We start from the raw sequence: 17,558 nt of genomic DNA, 5'->3' as shown, positions 1-17,558 counted from the left end.
GGAGCCTCGCCCGAACGGGCCGCACTGGCTCTCGGCGGCGCGGAGAGCTGACCATGCGTCGGCCTGAACTGGGCGAGTCCTGTCATCCATCTCCGAGCGCCCGCGCGAGCACTGCCTTGCCGGCATTCGGTGCCGCGATCCTGGGCAGGGCGTAGCGCTGAAAGTCTGCGGCCCCCACCGCCGTCGCGACGGTCGAGCATGCCCACGCGAAGCCGCACGCGGCCACGGCGGCCTGAGCGGAGGCGTCCATCGCGCCGTACGGGTAGGCGAAACCTTCGACGCGCTGCCCGCTCATCTCTTCCGCGGCGCGCTTGCCCTCCGCGATTTCCCATCGCTGCTCGGCGGGCGTGAGCGTCGGCAGCGCCGGGTGACTGAGCGTGTGGCCTCCGAGGGTGACGACGCCGCGCCGCGCCATCCCGCGGACCTCGTCCGGCGTCATCGCCCTCTCCTCCTCGGACGCCGCCCCCGCTCCCCCCAGAGCCCGTCGCAGCGTCGCCATCGCGCGCTCGCGCTCGGGACGCGAGGCGTCGCGGATCAGGCGCCAGAGTGCCTGGTAGGCCGCCTCCCGCGCCGTCCGGGGCCTCTCCCACGCGCGCCACCTCCGCCGGTCGAGGTCGAGCCGGTCGGGTTCGCCGAATTGCAGGCGGTATCGCCCGTCCGCGATCCCGACCGAGAGGTCGGCCGGGGCGGAGCGGTCGAGGATCAGGTGGGCGAGCTCGTCCCACCAGAACGGCTCGGGACGCCCGATGGCGGCGGTCGTCAGGAAGAGGGTCGCCGGGATCCCGGCCGCCGCGAGCCTGGGCTCAGCCTGGTGCAGGTTGTCGACGTAGCCGTCGTCGAAGGTGAGCGCCACCGCGTCGCGCGGGAGGGTGCCGGCGGTGAGCGCGGCGACGAAGGCGGCGAGGTCCATGGGGGTCCGGGAGCGCCGGAGATGCTCCAGATGCGCCTCGAAATGGCGCGGGGAGACCGCGAGTTGCCAGGGATCGGAGTCGAGCTCGGCGACCCGGTGATACATGAGGATCACCGGACGCGGTCCCGAGCCGAACGGCCAGGCCCTGCGCAGCTGGCGCTTGAGGAAGCCCACGCCCCTCACCTCACGGCCTCCGCGCCGCCCGGGCGGCCACGATCACCGGGTAGGATGCGTCCACGACGTCGAGCTTCGTCGGATCCACCTCCGAGAGGGCGAGCCCCTGGAGGAAGGCCGTCGCGGCGTAGACGTTGCCGTGGCTCCGGACCGTTGCCGCGCCGGCGCCGAACACCTCGTCGAGGAGGCGCGTCAGCGCGGCGGGGGTCAGGGACCAGAACCAGGTCCCGGACCACTCGCCGCGGTCGATCGGGCTGATGCCGGGCACGGTCAGCAGGAGCACGCCGCCGGGCCTGAGGGCGCCGTGCAGCTGGCGCAGGGCGCTCGCCATGTCGAAGATGAGGTGCAGCGTCTGGGTGAGGACGATGCAATCGAAGGCGGCCTGCGGCAGCGTGCCCGCCCGGCTGATGTCGCCGATGAGCGTCGCCCTGGGATTGCCGGCCTCGACGTGGAGGATGTCCTGCCGCTCGACCCGCGCGCCGCCGAAGCGCCGTGAGTAGGCGTCGTCGCCGATCTCGAGCACGCGGCCGCGGATGTCGGCGGCCGCCCCCTCCAGAAATCGCTCGATGTAGAACCTGTCCACCGGGAGCCCGCGATCCCAGCCGAAATCCTCGCTCACCGGCCAGGGCGTTCCGAAATCACCCCAATCAACCCGGCCGACCGGGGGCGAGGCGCGACCGACGAGGCGGCGGCGCAGCCGATAGCCCGCGCGGCGGGAGACGGCACCGCCGAGCCGGATCGCCGCCCGGCGCGCCAGCTCGCCCGCGGTCCACAGCGGGTCGAGACGCGCGGCGGCCGCCACGCCGCGCGGCGAGATGCGTCCGCCGGCCCGCAGCGCCTCGCCCGCGTAGTACCGGCGCCAGAAGCGGCGCCCCTCGGACCAGGTCTCCCTGCGCAGCGAGTCGGCCCCCGCCGCGGGCCGGTACCGCGCGTGGACGGCGAGGGCCGCGTCCCGCATCGCGCGGAAGTCGTAGGACATGTTGCTGTCGTGCCACCGGTAGCGGGCGACGACCGTCGGGTGCGAGGCGATCGCGTGGGCCTGCGCGAGGCGCAGGTAGACGTCGTAATCCTCGCATCGCCTCAGCCGGGTGTCGAAACCGCCCGCGGCCGAGAGGATGTCGCGGCGGTACAGGACCGTCGCGTGCATGCCGACGATGTTGTGGTGCAGCAGCGCGGCGACGGGATCGCCGGCCATCGCGTGATAGACGGCTCCTCCGAGGGGATTCCCCTCCCGGTCCACCCTCTCGTGGGCACCGTACACGAAGGCGACGCCCGGCGAGCGGGCGAACGCGGCGAGGCCCTGCGCGATCGCGGCGGGGCGCAGCATGTCGTCGGCGTCCAGGAACAGGATGTAGGTCGTGCGGGCCTGCGCGAGCCCGGTGTTGCGGGCGGAGGAGAGGCCCTGATTGGGCTGACGGATGAGCCGCACCCCCGGCCACCGGGCCACGATCGCGGCCGGATCGTCGCTCGACCCGTCGTCGACGACGATCACCTCCTCCGGCACCCTGGTCTGCGCGGCGACGCTCGCCAGTGCCTCGCCCAAGAAGTGGGCGTGGTTGTAGGTGGTGATGACGACCGTGACGTCGCTCCCGGCGATGAGCTGGATCGACTTCTCATTCGACGGGGTGGTAATCGGCGCCTCCATGAGATCCTTGCTTCCCTTCATCCTGAGAGGCCCGCTCTGCATCGGCGCGCGTCGCGACGCGTGGACGGCGCCGGTCGTCGCCGGCCCGGGCACCCCGCGGCTGATCGTGGAACGGCGGCCCGCCCTCATCGCTGTTGCGCCGCCGGTCCGCGCGTTCGCGACGCCCCGCGCCGCGCCCGCCGCGCGAGGCGTCTTGGAGCGTCACTTCGGAAGCCCGCGTGATCGGGTACCGGCATGATGAGGGGAACGACCCGAGCCGCGGCGTCGGATCCGCCCATGCCTCCGTTCAAGATCCATTCGTCGCGACCGATCGAAGATTTGCATGTTTTTATTCGATAAGCATCGCCCGCTCGTCAACATCGCGCGCCGCTATCTGTGGTCGGTTCCAGCCGTCACGGTTCTCGGCCTCATCTCCACGGGACTCGAGGGCATCGGGGTCGGCCTGATCGCGCCCCTGGTCGTGAGCTTGACGTCGAGCGAGTCGGCGGCCTCGTCCGGCCCGTTCCGCGTGCTGATGCAGTTCGGGGCGGATTTGCCGGCGAATACACGCCTCGTTTACATCTGCGCAGGGATCGCGGGTCTCGTCATCCTGAAGAACGCGGTCGCGTTCCTCAACACGCTCCTGATCTCGTTCGTGGATGGTCGGGCCAGCCACGACGTGCGCGTCGCTCTCGCGCACCAGCTTCTCACGGTGGAGTACGGCTTCTTCCTGGTCGAGCCGCCGGGCCGGATCATCAACATCCTGGCCAATGAATCGTGGCGGGCGTCGGAGGCCATACGGGCCTTCTTCCAGGCCCTGTCCAGCGCCGCGTCCCTCATCCTGTTCGGGATCTTCCTTCTCTGGAGCGAGTGGCGGCTGGGATTGGCGGTCGGACTGGGCGTCCTGGCCATCCGGCACGCGATCGCCCGGATCACCCGTCGGGTGAACGACCTCAGCAGCCAGATGTCGGCGGAGAACGAGTCGCTGGCGAGCGCGATGATGATCAGCGTCCTGGCCATGCGCCCGATCCGCATCTTCGGGCAGGAGGCGCGGGAGGAGGCCCGCTTCCGCGACGCGTCCGAGAAGGTTCGGGCGCTCATCTTCGCGATGGAGCGGAAATCGGCGCTGATCCAACCCCTGAGCGAGAGCCTGCGGACCTGCGTGCTGGTCCTCCTGCTGGCCGGCACCGTCCGGGTCGCGGCCGACGTTCCCCTGCCGGTCCTCGCGACGTTTCTGGTCCTGCTCCAACGCACGCAGCCGCACCTCGCCACGTTCGAGGCCGCCCGCGCCAAGATCTCACAGACCTCCGGCGCCGTGCAGGAGGTGGAGTGGCTCCTGGCGGTGACGCGCAAGGCTGCGCCGCGATCGCTGGGCCAGGTCAAGCCCAGCTTCGACAGGGATATCCGTTTCGCCGACGTGAGCTTCCGGTATCACAGTTCCTCCGAGATCCGAACGATCGACAGTGCCTCTTTCGTCATCCGCGCCGGCTCATCGACGGCGCTGATCGGACCGTCCGGCTCAGGGAAGTCAACGATCATCAATCTCCTGTGCGGCCTGCTCGAGCCCACATCGGGTGAGATCCTGGTGGACGGGACCTCATTGGACCGGCTCGATCGTTCGGAATGGCTGAATCTGATCGGCATCGCCGGACAGGACACCGAGATCATCGAGGGGACGATCGCCGAGAACATCGCCTACGGCGCCCCGCATGTCGGCCAAGCCGAGATCGAGGAGGCCGCGCGAGTGGCGGACGCCGACGCCTTCGTCCGGTCCCTGCCGCTGGGCTACGCGACGAATGTCGGCAGCAGGGGACTCAACCTGTCGGGAGGCCAGCGGCAGAGGATCGGCCTCGCACGCGCCATCGTCCGCAAGCCCAGATTGCTGATCCTGGATGAGGCGACGAGCGCGGTCGACGGCCTGTCGGAGAGGACGATCATGGATCTCCTCGCGTCGTCGCGCCGGTCCTGCACGATGCTCGTCGTGAGCCACCGCATGAGCACGCTCTCGCGATGCGACAGCGCGATCGTGCTGGAGGGGGGCCGGGTGGTCCGGGCGTCACCGATGACCGACGTCATGCGCGACCGCGAGGCGATCCCGTAGCGCGGCGGCGCGTCACCTCGCGTCCGGCCCATCCGGGCGGAGGGGTGCTCCGAAGGGCAGCTCCGCGGCGTGCCGGCGATCCACTCGACCGGGAGCCGCAGGCCCGGGCGATCGTCGCGGGCGGCGCGTCGCGCCCGGTGCCGGCCAGCGGCTCGGGGGCTCACGCTCCCTTCCGATCCCGCCCCCGCGCAGCGGTTGCTCGTTGAGACCAGCCCGATCGAGATCCTTGTCACGGCGCGAGCCGAGCGTCGAAGCGGGAGCCGCCAACGATCGGCCGGACCGACTCAGACCGAAGACATCGTTGCATCAGGGCTGCTACCAGCGGAACGGCGGCTCCGGTTTGTAGCAAACATACCCGTAGGGACCGTACCAGCGGCTTCCGACCGAGCAGGGTGGCAGCCCTCGCAGGCAGCGCCCCAAGCAGAAAGGCGAAATGACGTCACCGTAAGCCGGGCTCATGGAGGTGGCGCGGACGACGGCAACTCCTCGACCTCGAGCCGAGGCCGGCATGGCCGAAGAACTCATGGCAATCGCGATCAACAACGCAGCTGATCCTGTAGCCTTGCAGACTTTCATGGTCAGACCTTCCGTCGCAGACGTGCTGGATCCGCCCGTGTCGATTCAGCACGCACGTTCTGAACGTCTCAGAAGCGCAACGGTTCTCATGTACTCCACGCGGAGTGGCGCTGCCTCCGTTCCTAGAGCAGCACCCGATCACGTGGCCATCGGGTACTGCTCTAGGTCTTTGATCTTGCCGCATTTTCTGCGACGAACCGGCATCCACTTCGTCGGAAAATGCTCTAGGATAACGGCTGCCGGCCTCCCGGCACCGCGCGCGACGACGGTGCGGCCGGAGTCGGGCCGAAGCAAGTGCCCAAAGCTTCCTCTGAGGCTCCTTGAGGGCCTCAGCCGGACGCTGCCGATGGATTCCTGCGACACCACGCATTCCGCCTGGCCGGCGAAGCGGGGAGACGATGATGAGGGACCGGCAACGGACTCGGCACGAGGCGCGTCTGCATGATGTCGTTGCGCGGGCGGAGATGGACGAGGCGTGAACCGTCGCGTTCGCGGCAGACGCCTTCGGGCTCCCTCCTCCGGCACGCCCTCATCGCGTGACTGGCCCTCCGCCGCATCGGTGCCGCCGGATCACAAGTCGCTTGCCGGTTGAGGCGCTCCCCTATCCAAACATCCAGCCGCGCTTGAGTCATAAAGATAAATCTTATACCGTTGCCACCTGCGATCCGTTCAGAATAAAGGCTCAGCTTCGGAGGAGAGATTTGACCTATTATCTAACATCAGTGCAAATCGCAAACATTCAAAATCAGAACAAAGAAGCCCCTCGCCGGCGCGCTGAGGTAGTATTTACAGTCGAAAACGACGAAGGTCACCCAACAGTCGCGACGACCATGCTTGTTGATATATCTTACGAGGATGGGATCACGTTTGGCGAACTGAAGGAGGAGGCAATTGCGCAAGCCACTAAGATAATTGAGGTTATTCATGGCAACTTGAGCGCGAAAAGCGCTTCGCCGGCCTGACAAGAAATGCGCATCGACATTCTTGCGCGCTGAAACCTGCGGCGGTTCACGAGGTCCTTGCGAAGCGGTGCGGTGGCCTCGGATTGCGCGCCGGCCATGTGAAGCGCGCCATCGAACCCCGGGATCAAGCGTCGAAAGGCCGTCGGCATCCGGCGCTCGATCGTGATGAGGGCGCGACAGCGCTCACACGGGAGTTCAACCGCCCTCACGGATCGCGGTCGACCTTTCCATCCAGCCCTCGAGGCGGCTGGCTCGGCCGCAAGCCTCATTCAACGATTTGCGGCCACTGCCCTTGCCGGACCTTGGGAGCACGCGGCGCAGCGTCCGATCCCGCGCCCCGCTCACAGATGCGGCTGGAATACGCCGCACGATCCTGCCACCGACGCGCCGGCGTGAACCTATTCACAGTCTGATAGAGGCGCGAGCTTCGATTTTCATCAAATATATCTTTCAAAGGATCGTATATTTCGCCCAACATGTATTGTCCCCTCATGGCTTTACTGATGCCTCTCGCTTAATCCGCTCAGCGTGAGCTGGGCTGGACAGCAAATTTCCGAATGTCAGGATCACGCGGGCCTTGGCCTGCTCGACGTAGCTCTCTTTACATCCGGTCACGATACAACTTGAGACGCGAATTTTCTGATCCACCGCGAAGCGGTCAGCATCGTTCAATGAGATTTTGACGACCTGCCCGCGATCGCGCGCCCTGTTCGGGGGCTGAAACTCGGGGGGCAGCGCGTCGGTGACCGGAAGGATGCGGGCGATCTGGCCCGACACACTCTGGCGATGGGCGGAGACCTGCACCGACTGGCCCTCGGCAGCTTCGAAGAGATAGCTTTCAGGCATGTAGGCGAGCACGAAACTCGTGCCGGTGTAGATCGAGGCCAGCCGATTCGAGCCTGGCGTGAGGACCTCGCCGGGGCTCGCGATCGCGCTTCCGACGACGCCGGAGACCGGCGCGGTGAGCACGCCGTCCGCGTAGACCCTGCGCAGGTTGTCGGAAGCACTGGTGATTTCGGCGAGCGCCGCCCGGTTCGACGCGAGTTCCGTATCGAGCGAGATCTTCTCGGAGATCATCGTGAGCAGGCGCTCGGTCGCGGTGAATGATGCGGCGGTGACCTCATGCAGCGAGCGGTTGAGGGCAAGACCCGAACTCTTAGCCTTGTTCAAGTCGGCCATGAACTCGTTGGCCTGCTTCGCGCCGGCACGGGCGACAGGGACCATCGCGGCCACGATCGTCGTGCGGGCCTCGAGTTGAGCGACGCGCGAGGAGATCTTCGCGCGCTCAATGGAGAATTCCGCGAGCGTCTTCGAGATCGAGGGAGAGTCGACCACAGCAATCTTCTGGCCGGCGACGACCGTGTCGCCCGGGCGCACGAAGACCTCACGGACGCGGGCATCATAGGGCGTCGCCACGTAGACTCGGTCGCGCGTGACCAAACCGCCCGCATTCAGAACCAGAACGCCACTTGAGTAATAATAGAAGCCTATCGCTCCGCTGCCGATCACCGCAGTACCGGTCACGAGAACTCGGAACAGCTTGCCCCAGCTCATCTGGCTCACCTTGAGTTCAGACATCTTGCTCTCCCAAGCTCAGGCGGCAGCCGACCGACGGAGCGTGCGCGCGATCAGCGCGTCAGCGATCCGGACCGATGCATGCCCGTCACCGAACGGGTTCGGCCCGCCCAGCCGGTGAGGCGTCCTTCCGCGCGTGCGTTCGCGGGCCATCGCCGTGATGACGTCGTGGTCGGACCCGACGAGGCTTCCGAAGCCGGCCGCCACCACTTCCGGACGCTCGGTCGTCGTCCGGGTAATGAGGATCGGCAGGCCGAAGGTCGGCGCCTCCTCTTGCACACCTCCCGAATCGCTGATCACCAGCCACGCGCGGCTGAGGAGATGGACGAAGTCGAGATACTGAAGCGGCGCGAGCAGACACACATTCTCGATTCCACCGAGAATTGCTAAAACCTCGCGACGCACTTCGGGGTTGAGGTGAACCGGCAGCGCGACGACCTTGTCGCCGTCCTCGGCCAGCGAGCGGAGCGCCCGAAGCACCTCGCGCATCGGGCTACCGATGTTCTCGCGGCGATGCATCGTCGCGAGAATCAGCTTCTTGTTGAGCGGAATGCCGGCAATGCCCGAATCGACCGGCGCGTAGTTCGGGGCGGTATTCTCGCGAGCGTAGAGAAGCGCGTCCACCACCGTGTTCCCGACCGTGATCACAGACTTCGGATCAACGCCTTCCCTGAGCAGATTCGCCGCACTCTCCGCGGTCGGCGAAAAATGCAGGCTGGAACTCACCGAGATGACACGTCGGTTGTACTCCTCGGGCCAGGGTGACGACAGGTCACCGGTGCGCAAACCAGCCTCGACATGGGCGACGGGCACCCTGGACAAGAACCCAGCGCTCGCGGCGGCGGAAGCAGTGGCCGTGTCACCCTGGACCACGATCCAGTCGTAATGGGTCGCTCGAAGCGCCGCGGCGATCTGGTTCGTCATCAAGCCGAACTTCTCGGCCAGACCGGGTTCGCTCATCACCGCTTCGCCATGGTACCTGACGGTGATGTTGAACAACTGCAACAGGCCGGCCGCCAGCTCAATGTGCTGGCCGGTCCAGTATGCGTCCACCTGAATGCCAGGCTGCGCCACAAGGGCCCGATACACCGGTCCAAGTTTGATGATCTCGGGACGCGTCCCAAAGGCGATCAGAATACGCATGTACTTCTTCCTTTGATTTTTTTTACCGAGTGGCTTTCCCGAAATCCTCAGGAAGATCGTGCGCCGTTTTCGACCAGACGATCGGCTTGGTCGCGAATTCCGACTCACCGATGTAAGTCTTCCACGCGCGGAAGACGGCTGCCGCGTTGATATAGAGTCCAACCGGCCAACGATACGCGATGCCGAGCAGATCATACGTACCGTAAACTTCGCGGCAAGCTGCGACCCTGACCACATAACGGGTGAACAGCGCAACGAGGTTCACGGTGACAGACGCCGACAAAAACGGCTCCAAAGACTCAGGTACACCAGAAAGATCGATGATGCCGCCTGCGATCAGGAGTAAGATCATCAGCGAGACAGGTGGAAGGAAATTAGTGACAACGCCCTTCCTGTCACGCACAAAAAAGTACTTATCCCAAGCATCACCCTTCCAGCCCAGCTTGTGCGTAGCTTCGAAGTTTATGCCGTATACCCAGCGCGTCTTCTGCTTTATACTTGATGACAAGCTTTTTGGGAAAAACTCCCGTGTTGCGACGTAGTTCAGACCGCGCTCATCGTCGGCAGAAACCGCCGCGAAAGCCGATCTGAAGCCTGCGCGCTTGGCTTCTACGCCGAGGATGTAGTCTTCCGTGACCGTCCCGGACATGAGGACCTGACCCCGCGTTGCCAGGAAGTGCTGCAGCAGCTTCCTGGTCATCGCGGTGCCCACCCCGGCCGACGGGATGGCCGCACCCACCGCGTTCCTCACGATCATCTCGCGAGTGTGCCTTTCAGCGAATTCGTCCATGTAGGTCGACGCGACGGGAAGCCCCTCGCCCCGATCGAGCGAGAACACGGGGACCTGAATAAAGTCGTGATCTTTGCTATATTCGGCATAGATAGAAAAGGTGCGCGGATCAATGACATCCTCGCTGTCATGCAGGACGGCGATGTCCGGGCAGTCCTCGCGCTCGAAGACCTGTCGGAACATTTCATTCAGCATCTGGCCCTTCGAGGTCGGACCGCCGAGCGTATTGACGATGACGGTGACGCGACTCGGGTATTTGCACTCGAGTTCCCTGGCGACGCGCAAAGTACCCGTGTCGTTCGGGTAAACGCCAAGGTACAAGCTCACGTAGGGGCAGGTAATCCGCGCGAGATTGCCTTCGACCATCCGCCCGAGGACGTCCTCCTCATGCCAGTTTGCAACAAACACGGCGATGCGGGGGATAGCGGACTTCCCGGACAGGCTCGGGAGACCCCTTCTCGAAATCCCGAATGCCATCAAATCGATGAACGCATCGTCGAGTGAGGAGATATTGATCAATGAACTAACGGCAAACATAGCTATTGGAATGACTTCACTCATAGCACCACACTCAATACGCTCACGATAAGCGCTGCGCTCCGCGCGTCGCTGATCGGTAAAAAATGTCTTAACTGGCGTGCTTTGTAAATTCGAAGGATATCGGTATGAGTACGTACGTCGTCTGATTTATAGTGAATAAGAGCAGTTACTCGGATCCAAGGCCCCCGTTAACCATGTATATTCTAATTGATAATGAGAAAAAGTTTCTGTCTTCGCTCCTGACAAGCGATTTCATATCCGACCTTGAGCCGGTTTTATGGTTAAGTTCTAGTTCATTTCGTGCATGCCTTGCGACGCTTGGAACCTCGTGCCAGCCGGTGCGTCGGTCACGACTTAAATCCCTGGTGACGCCCTCGAGCGCATACGGACCGGCCGGCCGGATGGTTGCCGGCTCGGCTTGGGTTCACTTGATCGGGGTCAGCCTGCGTTGCGCGCGGTCCGCCCCGAGGACCGGCTCTCGAACCTGTTGACGGCCTGCGGGTCTCAGTCGGGCCCGAGGGCCCGAGAGCGGCGCGCGACGGCCCTTGTTCACGGGCCCGACGGCCCCCGACGCCGCCGCCGGGGGAGACGGTCGCTCCTCGCACGCCGTCCTGCTGCATGCGCAGTCGCTCCCGACGCCGCGCGGTGCGATCCGATCCGCGCGGCCCAGCGACCATCCGCCCCGCGGCACGAAACTCGATCTGGCGCACTCAACTTCGACGCGCAAAATCCAGCAAGGTTTCCGTCGTACCGGCGAGAGCCAAGAGCCTCGCCCCAACTGTCTCAGCACAATATTTAGGCAGCATCTGTCCTTACGGCATCTTTGTAGGATTTAATGCTTTCGCAATCCGCCCCAATCATATTGCCCGACATGCGAGCAAGGGGCGCGCGGCGCGATGAAGGCCAGGACGACGGAAATCCGACCCGGCGAGTCCGCCCGGGTTAGCCTGACGCAGGTCGCGGGCGAGACGGAGTCCGTCCGCCAGATCGTGACCGACAAGACGCGCGCCATCCAGGCGGTCACCGCGCAGGTCAAGATCCTCGCCCTCAACGCGCTGATCGAGGCGGCCCGGGCCGGCGAGCAGGGGCGGGGCTTCTCGGTCGTCGCGCAGGAGGTGCGGGCGATCGGCGCGCAGATCGAGGCGATCGCCGGAGCGCTCGACGCGGAGCTCGCCGGACGCATCACCGGCCTGCAGGGCATGATGAAGGACCTCGCCGACGCGGCCCAGGGCGAGCGCCTGGTCGATCTGGCGCTGAACGCCATCGAGCTGATCGACCGCAACCTCTACGAGCGCACCTGCGACGTGCGCTGGTGGGCGACCGATCCGGCGATCGTGGCCTGCGCGGAGGAGCCGACGCCGGAGCGGGTCGCCTACGCGACGGAGCGGCTGGGCGTGATCCTCTCGGCCTACACGGTCTATCTCGACCTCTGGGTCTGCGACGCGGCCGGTCGGGTCGTGGCGAATGGCCGGCCCGACCGCTTTCCCGCGATTCGCGGCGCGAGCGTCGCCCACGAGGAGTGGTTCCGGCGCGCGGCGGCCCTGCCGAACGGCGACACCTACGTGGCGGCCGAGGTGGCGACGCGCCCGCTCCTCCAGGGCGCGCAGGCCGCGACCTACTGCGCCAGCATCCGGACGGACGGGCGCTCCGACGGGCGGCCGCGCGGCGTGCTGGCGATCCACTTCGACTGGGAGCCGCAGGCCCGGGCGATCGTCGCGGGCGTGCGCGTCGCGCCCGAGGACCGGGAGCGGACGCGCGTCCTGCTGGTCGATGCCGGCGGGCGGGTTCTCGCCGCCTCGGACGGGCGCGGCCTGCTGACGGAGACGCTCCGCCTCGACGCCCGCGAGCGCACGGGCGGTTTCGACCAGGATGCCGGGGGCGCGGTGACCGCCTTCCACCGCACGCCGGGCTACGAGACCTATGCGGGGCTCGGCTGGTACGGCGTGATCACGCAGCATCCGGCCCGGCGGGCGGCCCGCTGAGCCGGTCCCGGACCCGGACCGGGCGAGGCGGCCGGGCGACCTCGGCGAAGCGGCCGTTGAGGACGGAGATGAAGCGCTGAAACCTGTGCCGGGGCCGGCGCCAGAACCGGGGCGCCCGCACGCGAAGGTTGTCCTGGGGAGAGGCCCGCCGGGCGCGCACTCCGATCGGGCGCCGAGGAGCCGAACACCCGACATGTCCAGGCCGGCAGGGCGCTTCCTGCCCAGGCACCCGCCGCGCGTCTCATCATGGTGGTCGATGATCACCCTCAACGCCGACGCGGCCCGGAAATCCTCAGCGGAAACCCGCACTCTTGCCCGAATAATCCGTTTGGATGATGCTGGCCTTCTCCTGGCGTTTCTATGCTGCGGAAGCGGACGCGGCATTCGCGTGCCGTCTCCCAGGCTTCAGGTGAGCAAACCACTGATGTCGGTCCCGATCGAGGTCGCGCGCCCACAGGGCCACGAGGAGGCACGCCTGATCATGGTCAGGGATGTGCTGGCAGCGATCGTGGTGCGCGTGCATGCCGACCCGGATCTCGGCATCGACGAGGGATGGTTCCTGAAGGTCGGATTCGGACCGTGCGATCACGAAGGTGTCATTTTTAGCTGTGTTGAGGAGTCCCAATCCTGGGCCGAGAAGCTGCTCGGCGGGTGAATACATATGTATGTATGATCGGGCACGGTCCGAGATGGATCGGTCGGCCTCCTGCTGCATTGCCTTATAGTTAAAACCGCATCCGGTATAGGCAGTTTATACGCACTTGTATGTCGGCAAATTTGATGCAAAGCTCATCACTAGTGAAGCTTTCATCTCTTGGTTGCATAATGTTGTCGGGAGAGACCCTCCTCCTCGTCCTACAACGACTCGGCTACTGCGCATTCCTTCTCGACGAATCTGGTCATGTGACGGCGGGCAATGCTCTGGGAGCAGTCCTCCTGAAACACGAGGCCGTGGGGAATGAGGAGATCTTTCGGCCGCCCCACGAAGGCAACGGGGCGTTGCGGCAGCTTCTCGGTCAGCCGACGAGACCCGCCGCGATGCCCAGGCGCCCCTGGATCGTCCAGGACGGGACACGTCGCCTGCTCTGCTCCTTCGAGCAGCCCGCGGGCGCAGAGAGCTCCTCGCCGCACGTTCTCGTCATCATTGACCTTGAGGAGCGTCAGCGGCCGAAAGGGACCACGCTGCAGGAACTGTTCGCCTTGACCAACGCCGAGGCGAAGCTCGCGCTGCAACTCGCGAAGGGCGGAACGCTCGAGGCCTGCGCGGAGGAGAACGGCACGAGCGTGAACACCGCTCGCGTTCAGCTCCGGTCGATCTTTGCCAAGACCGGCACGGCGCGGCAATCGGATCTCGTGGCCTTCCTCAACCGCGTCGCCATGCTCGGCTGACCCGTGAGGGCGGGCCCGTCGGACAGGGCGGCCTGAGGCCGGGCTCGACATCCGCTCGACCCGAGCGGAGGCGATGCCGGATCCTGTCGGAAGCTCGCCGCCGTGGCGTCGGCCCCAGAGGCATTTCGACCCCGACCCGGAGGCTTGGCGACACGCCGAGAGCGGCGCCAGAGGCTATGTCCACCGTTTCGATGATCTGGCCGGGAGGGCCGCCACACCCGCGCCCGCGCCGACCACGGGACGAGACCCGCGCGACCCCGTCGCGGACGCGCCGACCGGCCAATACGGCCGCTGCGGTCCCCGACGAGAAGGCATCCGGGCCCCTGCCCGGCAGCTGCCGCACCGAGTTCGTCATCGCACCCGCGAGCAGGATTGCCGGACGCGAGCGGCTCCCCGGCCGAGCCTAATCCATTCGATCTAGTTCTTCACGGTTAAAAAATCGTTGCCGCATAATCAAAACCGATGATGTGCGCTCATGTTTGGCTGAGATATACGATGGTCATGTGTACCAAAAGCGCTTCGGGCAGAACGTACTTATACTGAAATCGAGCTGTACCACTTGGTGTTTTCAAACCCAAGACTTTGGCTAAAGATCTGCACATTGGACAGCAGTCGAGCGCTCATTCCACAAAGAGGCATCCATGAGTTCAGATGCTAACAATGCCTGCTCACCATCAGGAGCCGCACGCAGCATCCAGATGGATCCGGCATCTGCGCTGTCACGCTGCAAGTACGCGCTGTTAGGGGTCGCTCTGATGAGCGGTTTGGTCAACATCCTTTACCTGACCGGCTCGTTCTTCATGCTCGAAATTTACGACCGCGTCATTCCGAGCCGCAGCGTGCCGACGCTCGTCGGGCTGATGACGCTCGCCCTGGTCCTCTACGTGTTTCAAGGAATGCTCGAGACCCTGCGCTCACGCGTCCTGACCCGGATCGGGATGAGCCTGGACGAGTCGCTCTCGGATCGGGTGTTCGACCTGATGGTGCGTGCGCCGCTCAAGGGGGCAGCCCCGAGCGACGGCCTGCTGCCGATGCGCGACCTCGACCAGCTGCGGGGTTTCCTCGCCGGTTCGGGCCCAGGGGCGTTCTTCGACCTGCCCTGGATGCCGATCTACCTGGCGATCTGCTTCCTGTTCCACCCGCTCGTCGGCGTTGCCGCCGTTGCGGGGGGCGCCGTCCTGGCCTGTGTGACCCTGGCGACGGATTGCCTGACGCGCCGCTCCACGAAGAAAGCGATGGCGCACGCCTCGCAGCGCTACGCGCTCGCCGAGGCCGGTCGCCGCAACGCCGAGGTGCTCGCCGCCATGGGCATGCAGGAGCGCTTCGCGACGCGCTGGGCCGTGGCGAACCACGGCTACCTCGTCGAGCAGCGGCGTTTGGCGGACGTCACCGGCGGGTTCGGCGCGGGCTCCAAGGTGTTCCGGGCCGCGCTGCAATCGGGCGTGTTGGCGCTCGGCGCCTGGCTCGTCGTGAACAACCTGGCCACGGGCGGCATCATCATCGCGAGCTCGATCCTGGTCTCGCGCGCCCTCGCGCCGGTCGAGCTCGGCATCGCCAACTGGAAGGGCTTCGTGCAGGCGCGCCAGGCCTGGCAGCGCCTCGGCACGGCGTTCGAGCGGATCCCTGCGGTGCGCGAGCCCCACGGGCTCCCCGCGCCGCAGCAGGCGCTGAGTGTCGAGAGCGTCAGCGTCGCGCCGCCCGGCACGCCGCGGGTCGTGGTGCAGGACGTTTCGCTCGCCCTCGAGGCGGGCCATGGGCTCGGCGTGATCGGCCCCTCGGCCTCGGGAAAGTCCTCGCTGGTGAGGGCGATCGTGGGCGTGTGGTCGCCGCTGCGGGGCAAGGTGCGCCTCGATGGGGCCGCGCTTGACCAATGGACGAGCGCCGCGCTCGGCCGGCATATCGGCTTCCTGCCGCAGGAGGTCGAGCTATTCGCCGGCACGATCGCGGAGAACATCGCCCGCTTCGAGCCGCAGGCCGCCCCCGAGCACGTCATCGCGGCGGCGCGGGCGGCGGGCGTCCACGAGTTGATCCTGCGCCTGCCGGAGGGCTACGACACCCCGATCGGCGAGGGCGGGGCTGGTCTCTCGGCTGGACAGCGCCAGCGGGTAGGGCTCGCGCGCGCCCTCTACCGCGATCCCTTCCTCGTCGTCCTCGACGAGCCGAACGCGAACCTCGACACCGAGGGCGAGAACGCGCTGACGCAAGCGATTCTGGGCGTGCGCCGGCGGGGCGGGATCTGCGTGGTGGTGGCCCACCGGCCCAGCGCGCTCGCCGCCGTCGACATGGTCCTGATGATGACCGACGGCCGCGCCCAGGCCTTCGGCCCGAAGGACGAGGTGTTGAAGCGCGTGCTGCAGCCGGTCGCCGCGCCAGCGCAGGCCCCGGCCCAGCCTCACCTGCCCCGGACGGTGCCACTCCCCGAGACAATGCGGGAGACTGCGTGATGGCCGCGAGCCTCGATCCCGTCAGGATCCCTCTGGTGCGCCCGCCGGCGACCGCCGACGCCTCGATCCGGCGGCACCTCCGAGCCTCTCTCCTCCTCGGCACCGTCCTGGTCGGCGGGGTCGGCGGCTGGGCAACCTTCACGCAGATCTCGGGCGCGGTGATCGCCCCGGGCCAGCTCGTGGTCGAATCGGACGTCAAGAAGGTGCAGCACCCGACGGGCGGCGTCGTCGGCGAGCTCCTGGTGCGGGACGGCGACCCTGTCAAAGCGGGCGACGTCCTCATCCGTCTCGATGAGACGCAGACCCGGGCGGGCCTCGACATCCTGCTCAAGGCCCTCGACGAGCTCAGCGCCCGGCGCGCCCGCAACGAGGCGGAGCGCGACGGAGCGGGAGGCATCACCTTTCCGGCTGACCTGCTGCAGCGCGCCAAGGCTGACGCCACGGCCGCCCGCCTGATCGACGGCGAGACGAAGCTGTTCACCTCGCGGGTGAACGCCCGGGAGGGTCAGAAGGCGCAGCTGCGCGAGCGCCTCGCGCAACTCCAGCAGGAGATCGGCGGGCTCACCCAGCAGGCGAGCGCGAAGGAGCGCGAGATCGCCTTCATCGGGAGCGAGCTCAAGGGCGTGCGCGAGCTCTACGCCAAGAACCTCGTGCAGCTGCCGCGGCTCAACGCGCTCGAGCGCGACGCAACCCGGCTCGAAGGCGAGCGCGGCCAGCTCCTCGCCTCGACCGCGGCCCAACGAGGCAAGATGTCGGAGATCGAGCTGCAGATCCTGCAGATCGACCAGGACATGCGCACCGAGGTCGGCAAGGAGCTCGCCGAGATCCGCAGCAAGTGGTCGGAACTCGTTGAGAAGCGGGTCGCGGCCGAGGACCAGCTCAAGCGGGTCGAGCTGCGCGCCCCGCAGGACGGAATCGTGCACCAGATGACGGTGCACACGATCGGCGGCCTCGTCACCCCGAACGAGCCCGCGATGCTGATCGTCCCCTCCTCCGACCGGCTGGCGCTCGAGGTGAAGATCCAGCCCCACGACATCGACAACGTGCGTTTCGACCAGAAAGCGGTGCTGCGCTTCTCCGCCTTCAACCAGCGCACCACGCCCGAAATCGACGGCCAGGTGACGCGCGTCTCGGCCGACGTGACCACCGATCCCAAGACGGGAGCGAGTTTCTACACAGCCCGCATCAGCGTGCCCGACGACCAAAGGGCACGCTTGGGCGCCGTTCGCCTCGTGCCCGGCATGCCGGTGGAGAGCTTCATCCAGACCGGCGAGCGCACCGTACTGTCGTACCTAACCAAGCCGCTCACTGATCAGATCACCAAAGCGTGGCGGGAGCGCTGAACGGC

The 17,558-nt window shown here is 66.4% G+C and carries 12 protein-coding genes; 7 read left to right on the top strand and 5 right to left on the bottom strand.

All coding sequences use genetic code 11. The features are described from left to right. Nucleotides 1–82: 82 nt before the first annotated feature. Both MET2598_RS0107130 and MET2598_RS0107125 read right to left on the bottom strand, forming a co-directional pair. The gene (locus tag MET2598_RS0107130; RefSeq protein ID WP_236728678.1) at nucleotides 83–1,093 is read right to left on the bottom strand and encodes a polysaccharide deacetylase family protein; all 1,011 of its coding nucleotides are present in this window, start codon (nucleotides 1,091–1,093) and stop codon (nucleotides 83–85) included. 1 nt (nucleotide 1,094) lies between these two features. Then, entirely contained in the window at nucleotides 1,095–2,729 is a 1,635-nt protein-coding gene (locus MET2598_RS0107125; protein ID WP_018260367.1) for a glycosyltransferase, read from the bottom strand. 322 nt (nucleotides 2,730–3,051) lie between these two features. Between MET2598_RS0107125 and MET2598_RS0107120 the strand changes: the two genes are divergently transcribed. Continuing rightward, nucleotides 3,052–4,809, top strand: a complete 1,758-nt coding sequence (locus tag MET2598_RS0107120) for an ABC transporter ATP-binding protein (protein WP_018260366.1) — start codon at nucleotides 3,052–3,054, stop codon at nucleotides 4,807–4,809. A 1,157-nt stretch (nucleotides 4,810–5,966) separates the two neighbouring features. Next, complete coding sequence (locus MET2598_RS40815; protein WP_157182099.1) at nucleotides 5,967–6,347, top strand: hypothetical protein; 381 nt, start codon at nucleotides 5,967–5,969, stop codon at nucleotides 6,345–6,347. 489 nt (nucleotides 6,348–6,836) lie between these two features. Here the strand turns inward: MET2598_RS40815 and MET2598_RS0107105 are convergent, their stop codons facing one another. The 3 genes from MET2598_RS0107105 to MET2598_RS0107095 are packed head-to-tail and all read right to left on the bottom strand — an operon-like array spanning nucleotide 6,837 to nucleotide 10,416. Further along, nucleotides 6,837–7,925, bottom strand: a complete 1,089-nt coding sequence (locus tag MET2598_RS0107105) for an HlyD family secretion protein (protein ID WP_018260364.1) — start codon at nucleotides 7,923–7,925, stop codon at nucleotides 6,837–6,839. A gap of 15 nt (nucleotides 7,926–7,940) precedes the next feature. Continuing rightward, nucleotides 7,941–9,065 (bottom strand): non-hydrolyzing UDP-N-acetylglucosamine 2-epimerase, encoded by a 1,125-nt coding sequence (gene wecB, locus MET2598_RS0107100; RefSeq protein ID WP_012333115.1) that lies wholly within the window; start codon nucleotides 9,063–9,065, stop codon nucleotides 7,941–7,943. 22 nt (nucleotides 9,066–9,087) lie between these two features. After that, entirely contained in the window at nucleotides 9,088–10,416 is a 1,329-nt protein-coding gene (locus tag MET2598_RS0107095; RefSeq protein WP_026190570.1) for a glycosyl transferase family protein, read from the bottom strand. An 875-nt stretch (nucleotides 10,417–11,291) separates the two neighbouring features. Between MET2598_RS0107095 and MET2598_RS43345 the strand changes: the two genes are divergently transcribed. The 5 genes from MET2598_RS43345 to MET2598_RS0107065 all read left to right on the top strand — a co-directional run bounded on the left by MET2598_RS43345 (nucleotide 11,292) and on the right by MET2598_RS0107065 (nucleotide 17,553). Further along, nucleotides 11,292–12,377, top strand: coding sequence for a methyl-accepting chemotaxis protein (locus MET2598_RS43345; protein WP_012333117.1), 1,086 nt, complete (start codon nucleotides 11,292–11,294; stop codon nucleotides 12,375–12,377). A gap of 256 nt (nucleotides 12,378–12,633) precedes the next feature. Then, nucleotides 12,634–13,032 (top strand): hypothetical protein, encoded by a 399-nt coding sequence (locus tag MET2598_RS42655; protein ID WP_236728677.1) that lies wholly within the window; start codon nucleotides 12,634–12,636, stop codon nucleotides 13,030–13,032. A gap of 383 nt (nucleotides 13,033–13,415) precedes the next feature. Further along, nucleotides 13,416–13,766: a helix-turn-helix transcriptional regulator gene (locus MET2598_RS42650; RefSeq protein WP_018260362.1), complete on the top strand. Its 351-nt coding sequence runs from the start codon at nucleotides 13,416–13,418 to the stop codon at nucleotides 13,764–13,766. Nucleotides 13,767–14,464: 698 nt separating this feature from the next. Then, nucleotides 14,465–16,210 (top strand): type I secretion system permease/ATPase, encoded by a 1,746-nt coding sequence (locus tag MET2598_RS0107070; RefSeq protein WP_036270302.1) that lies wholly within the window; start codon nucleotides 14,465–14,467, stop codon nucleotides 16,208–16,210. Further along, nucleotides 16,210–17,553, top strand: coding sequence for an HlyD family type I secretion periplasmic adaptor subunit (locus MET2598_RS0107065; RefSeq protein ID WP_018260360.1), 1,344 nt, complete (start codon nucleotides 16,210–16,212; stop codon nucleotides 17,551–17,553). The genes MET2598_RS0107070 and MET2598_RS0107065 overlap by 1 nt, the downstream gene beginning before the upstream one ends. The last annotated feature ends 5 nt before the right edge of the window (nucleotides 17,554–17,558 follow it).

The organism is Methylobacterium sp. WSM2598, from assembly GCF_000379105.1.
Classification (GTDB): domain Bacteria; phylum Pseudomonadota; class Alphaproteobacteria; order Rhizobiales; family Beijerinckiaceae; genus Methylobacterium.
Note: the sequence above shows the minus strand (reverse complement) of the source record. Positions and strands in the feature narration are given on the sequence as shown.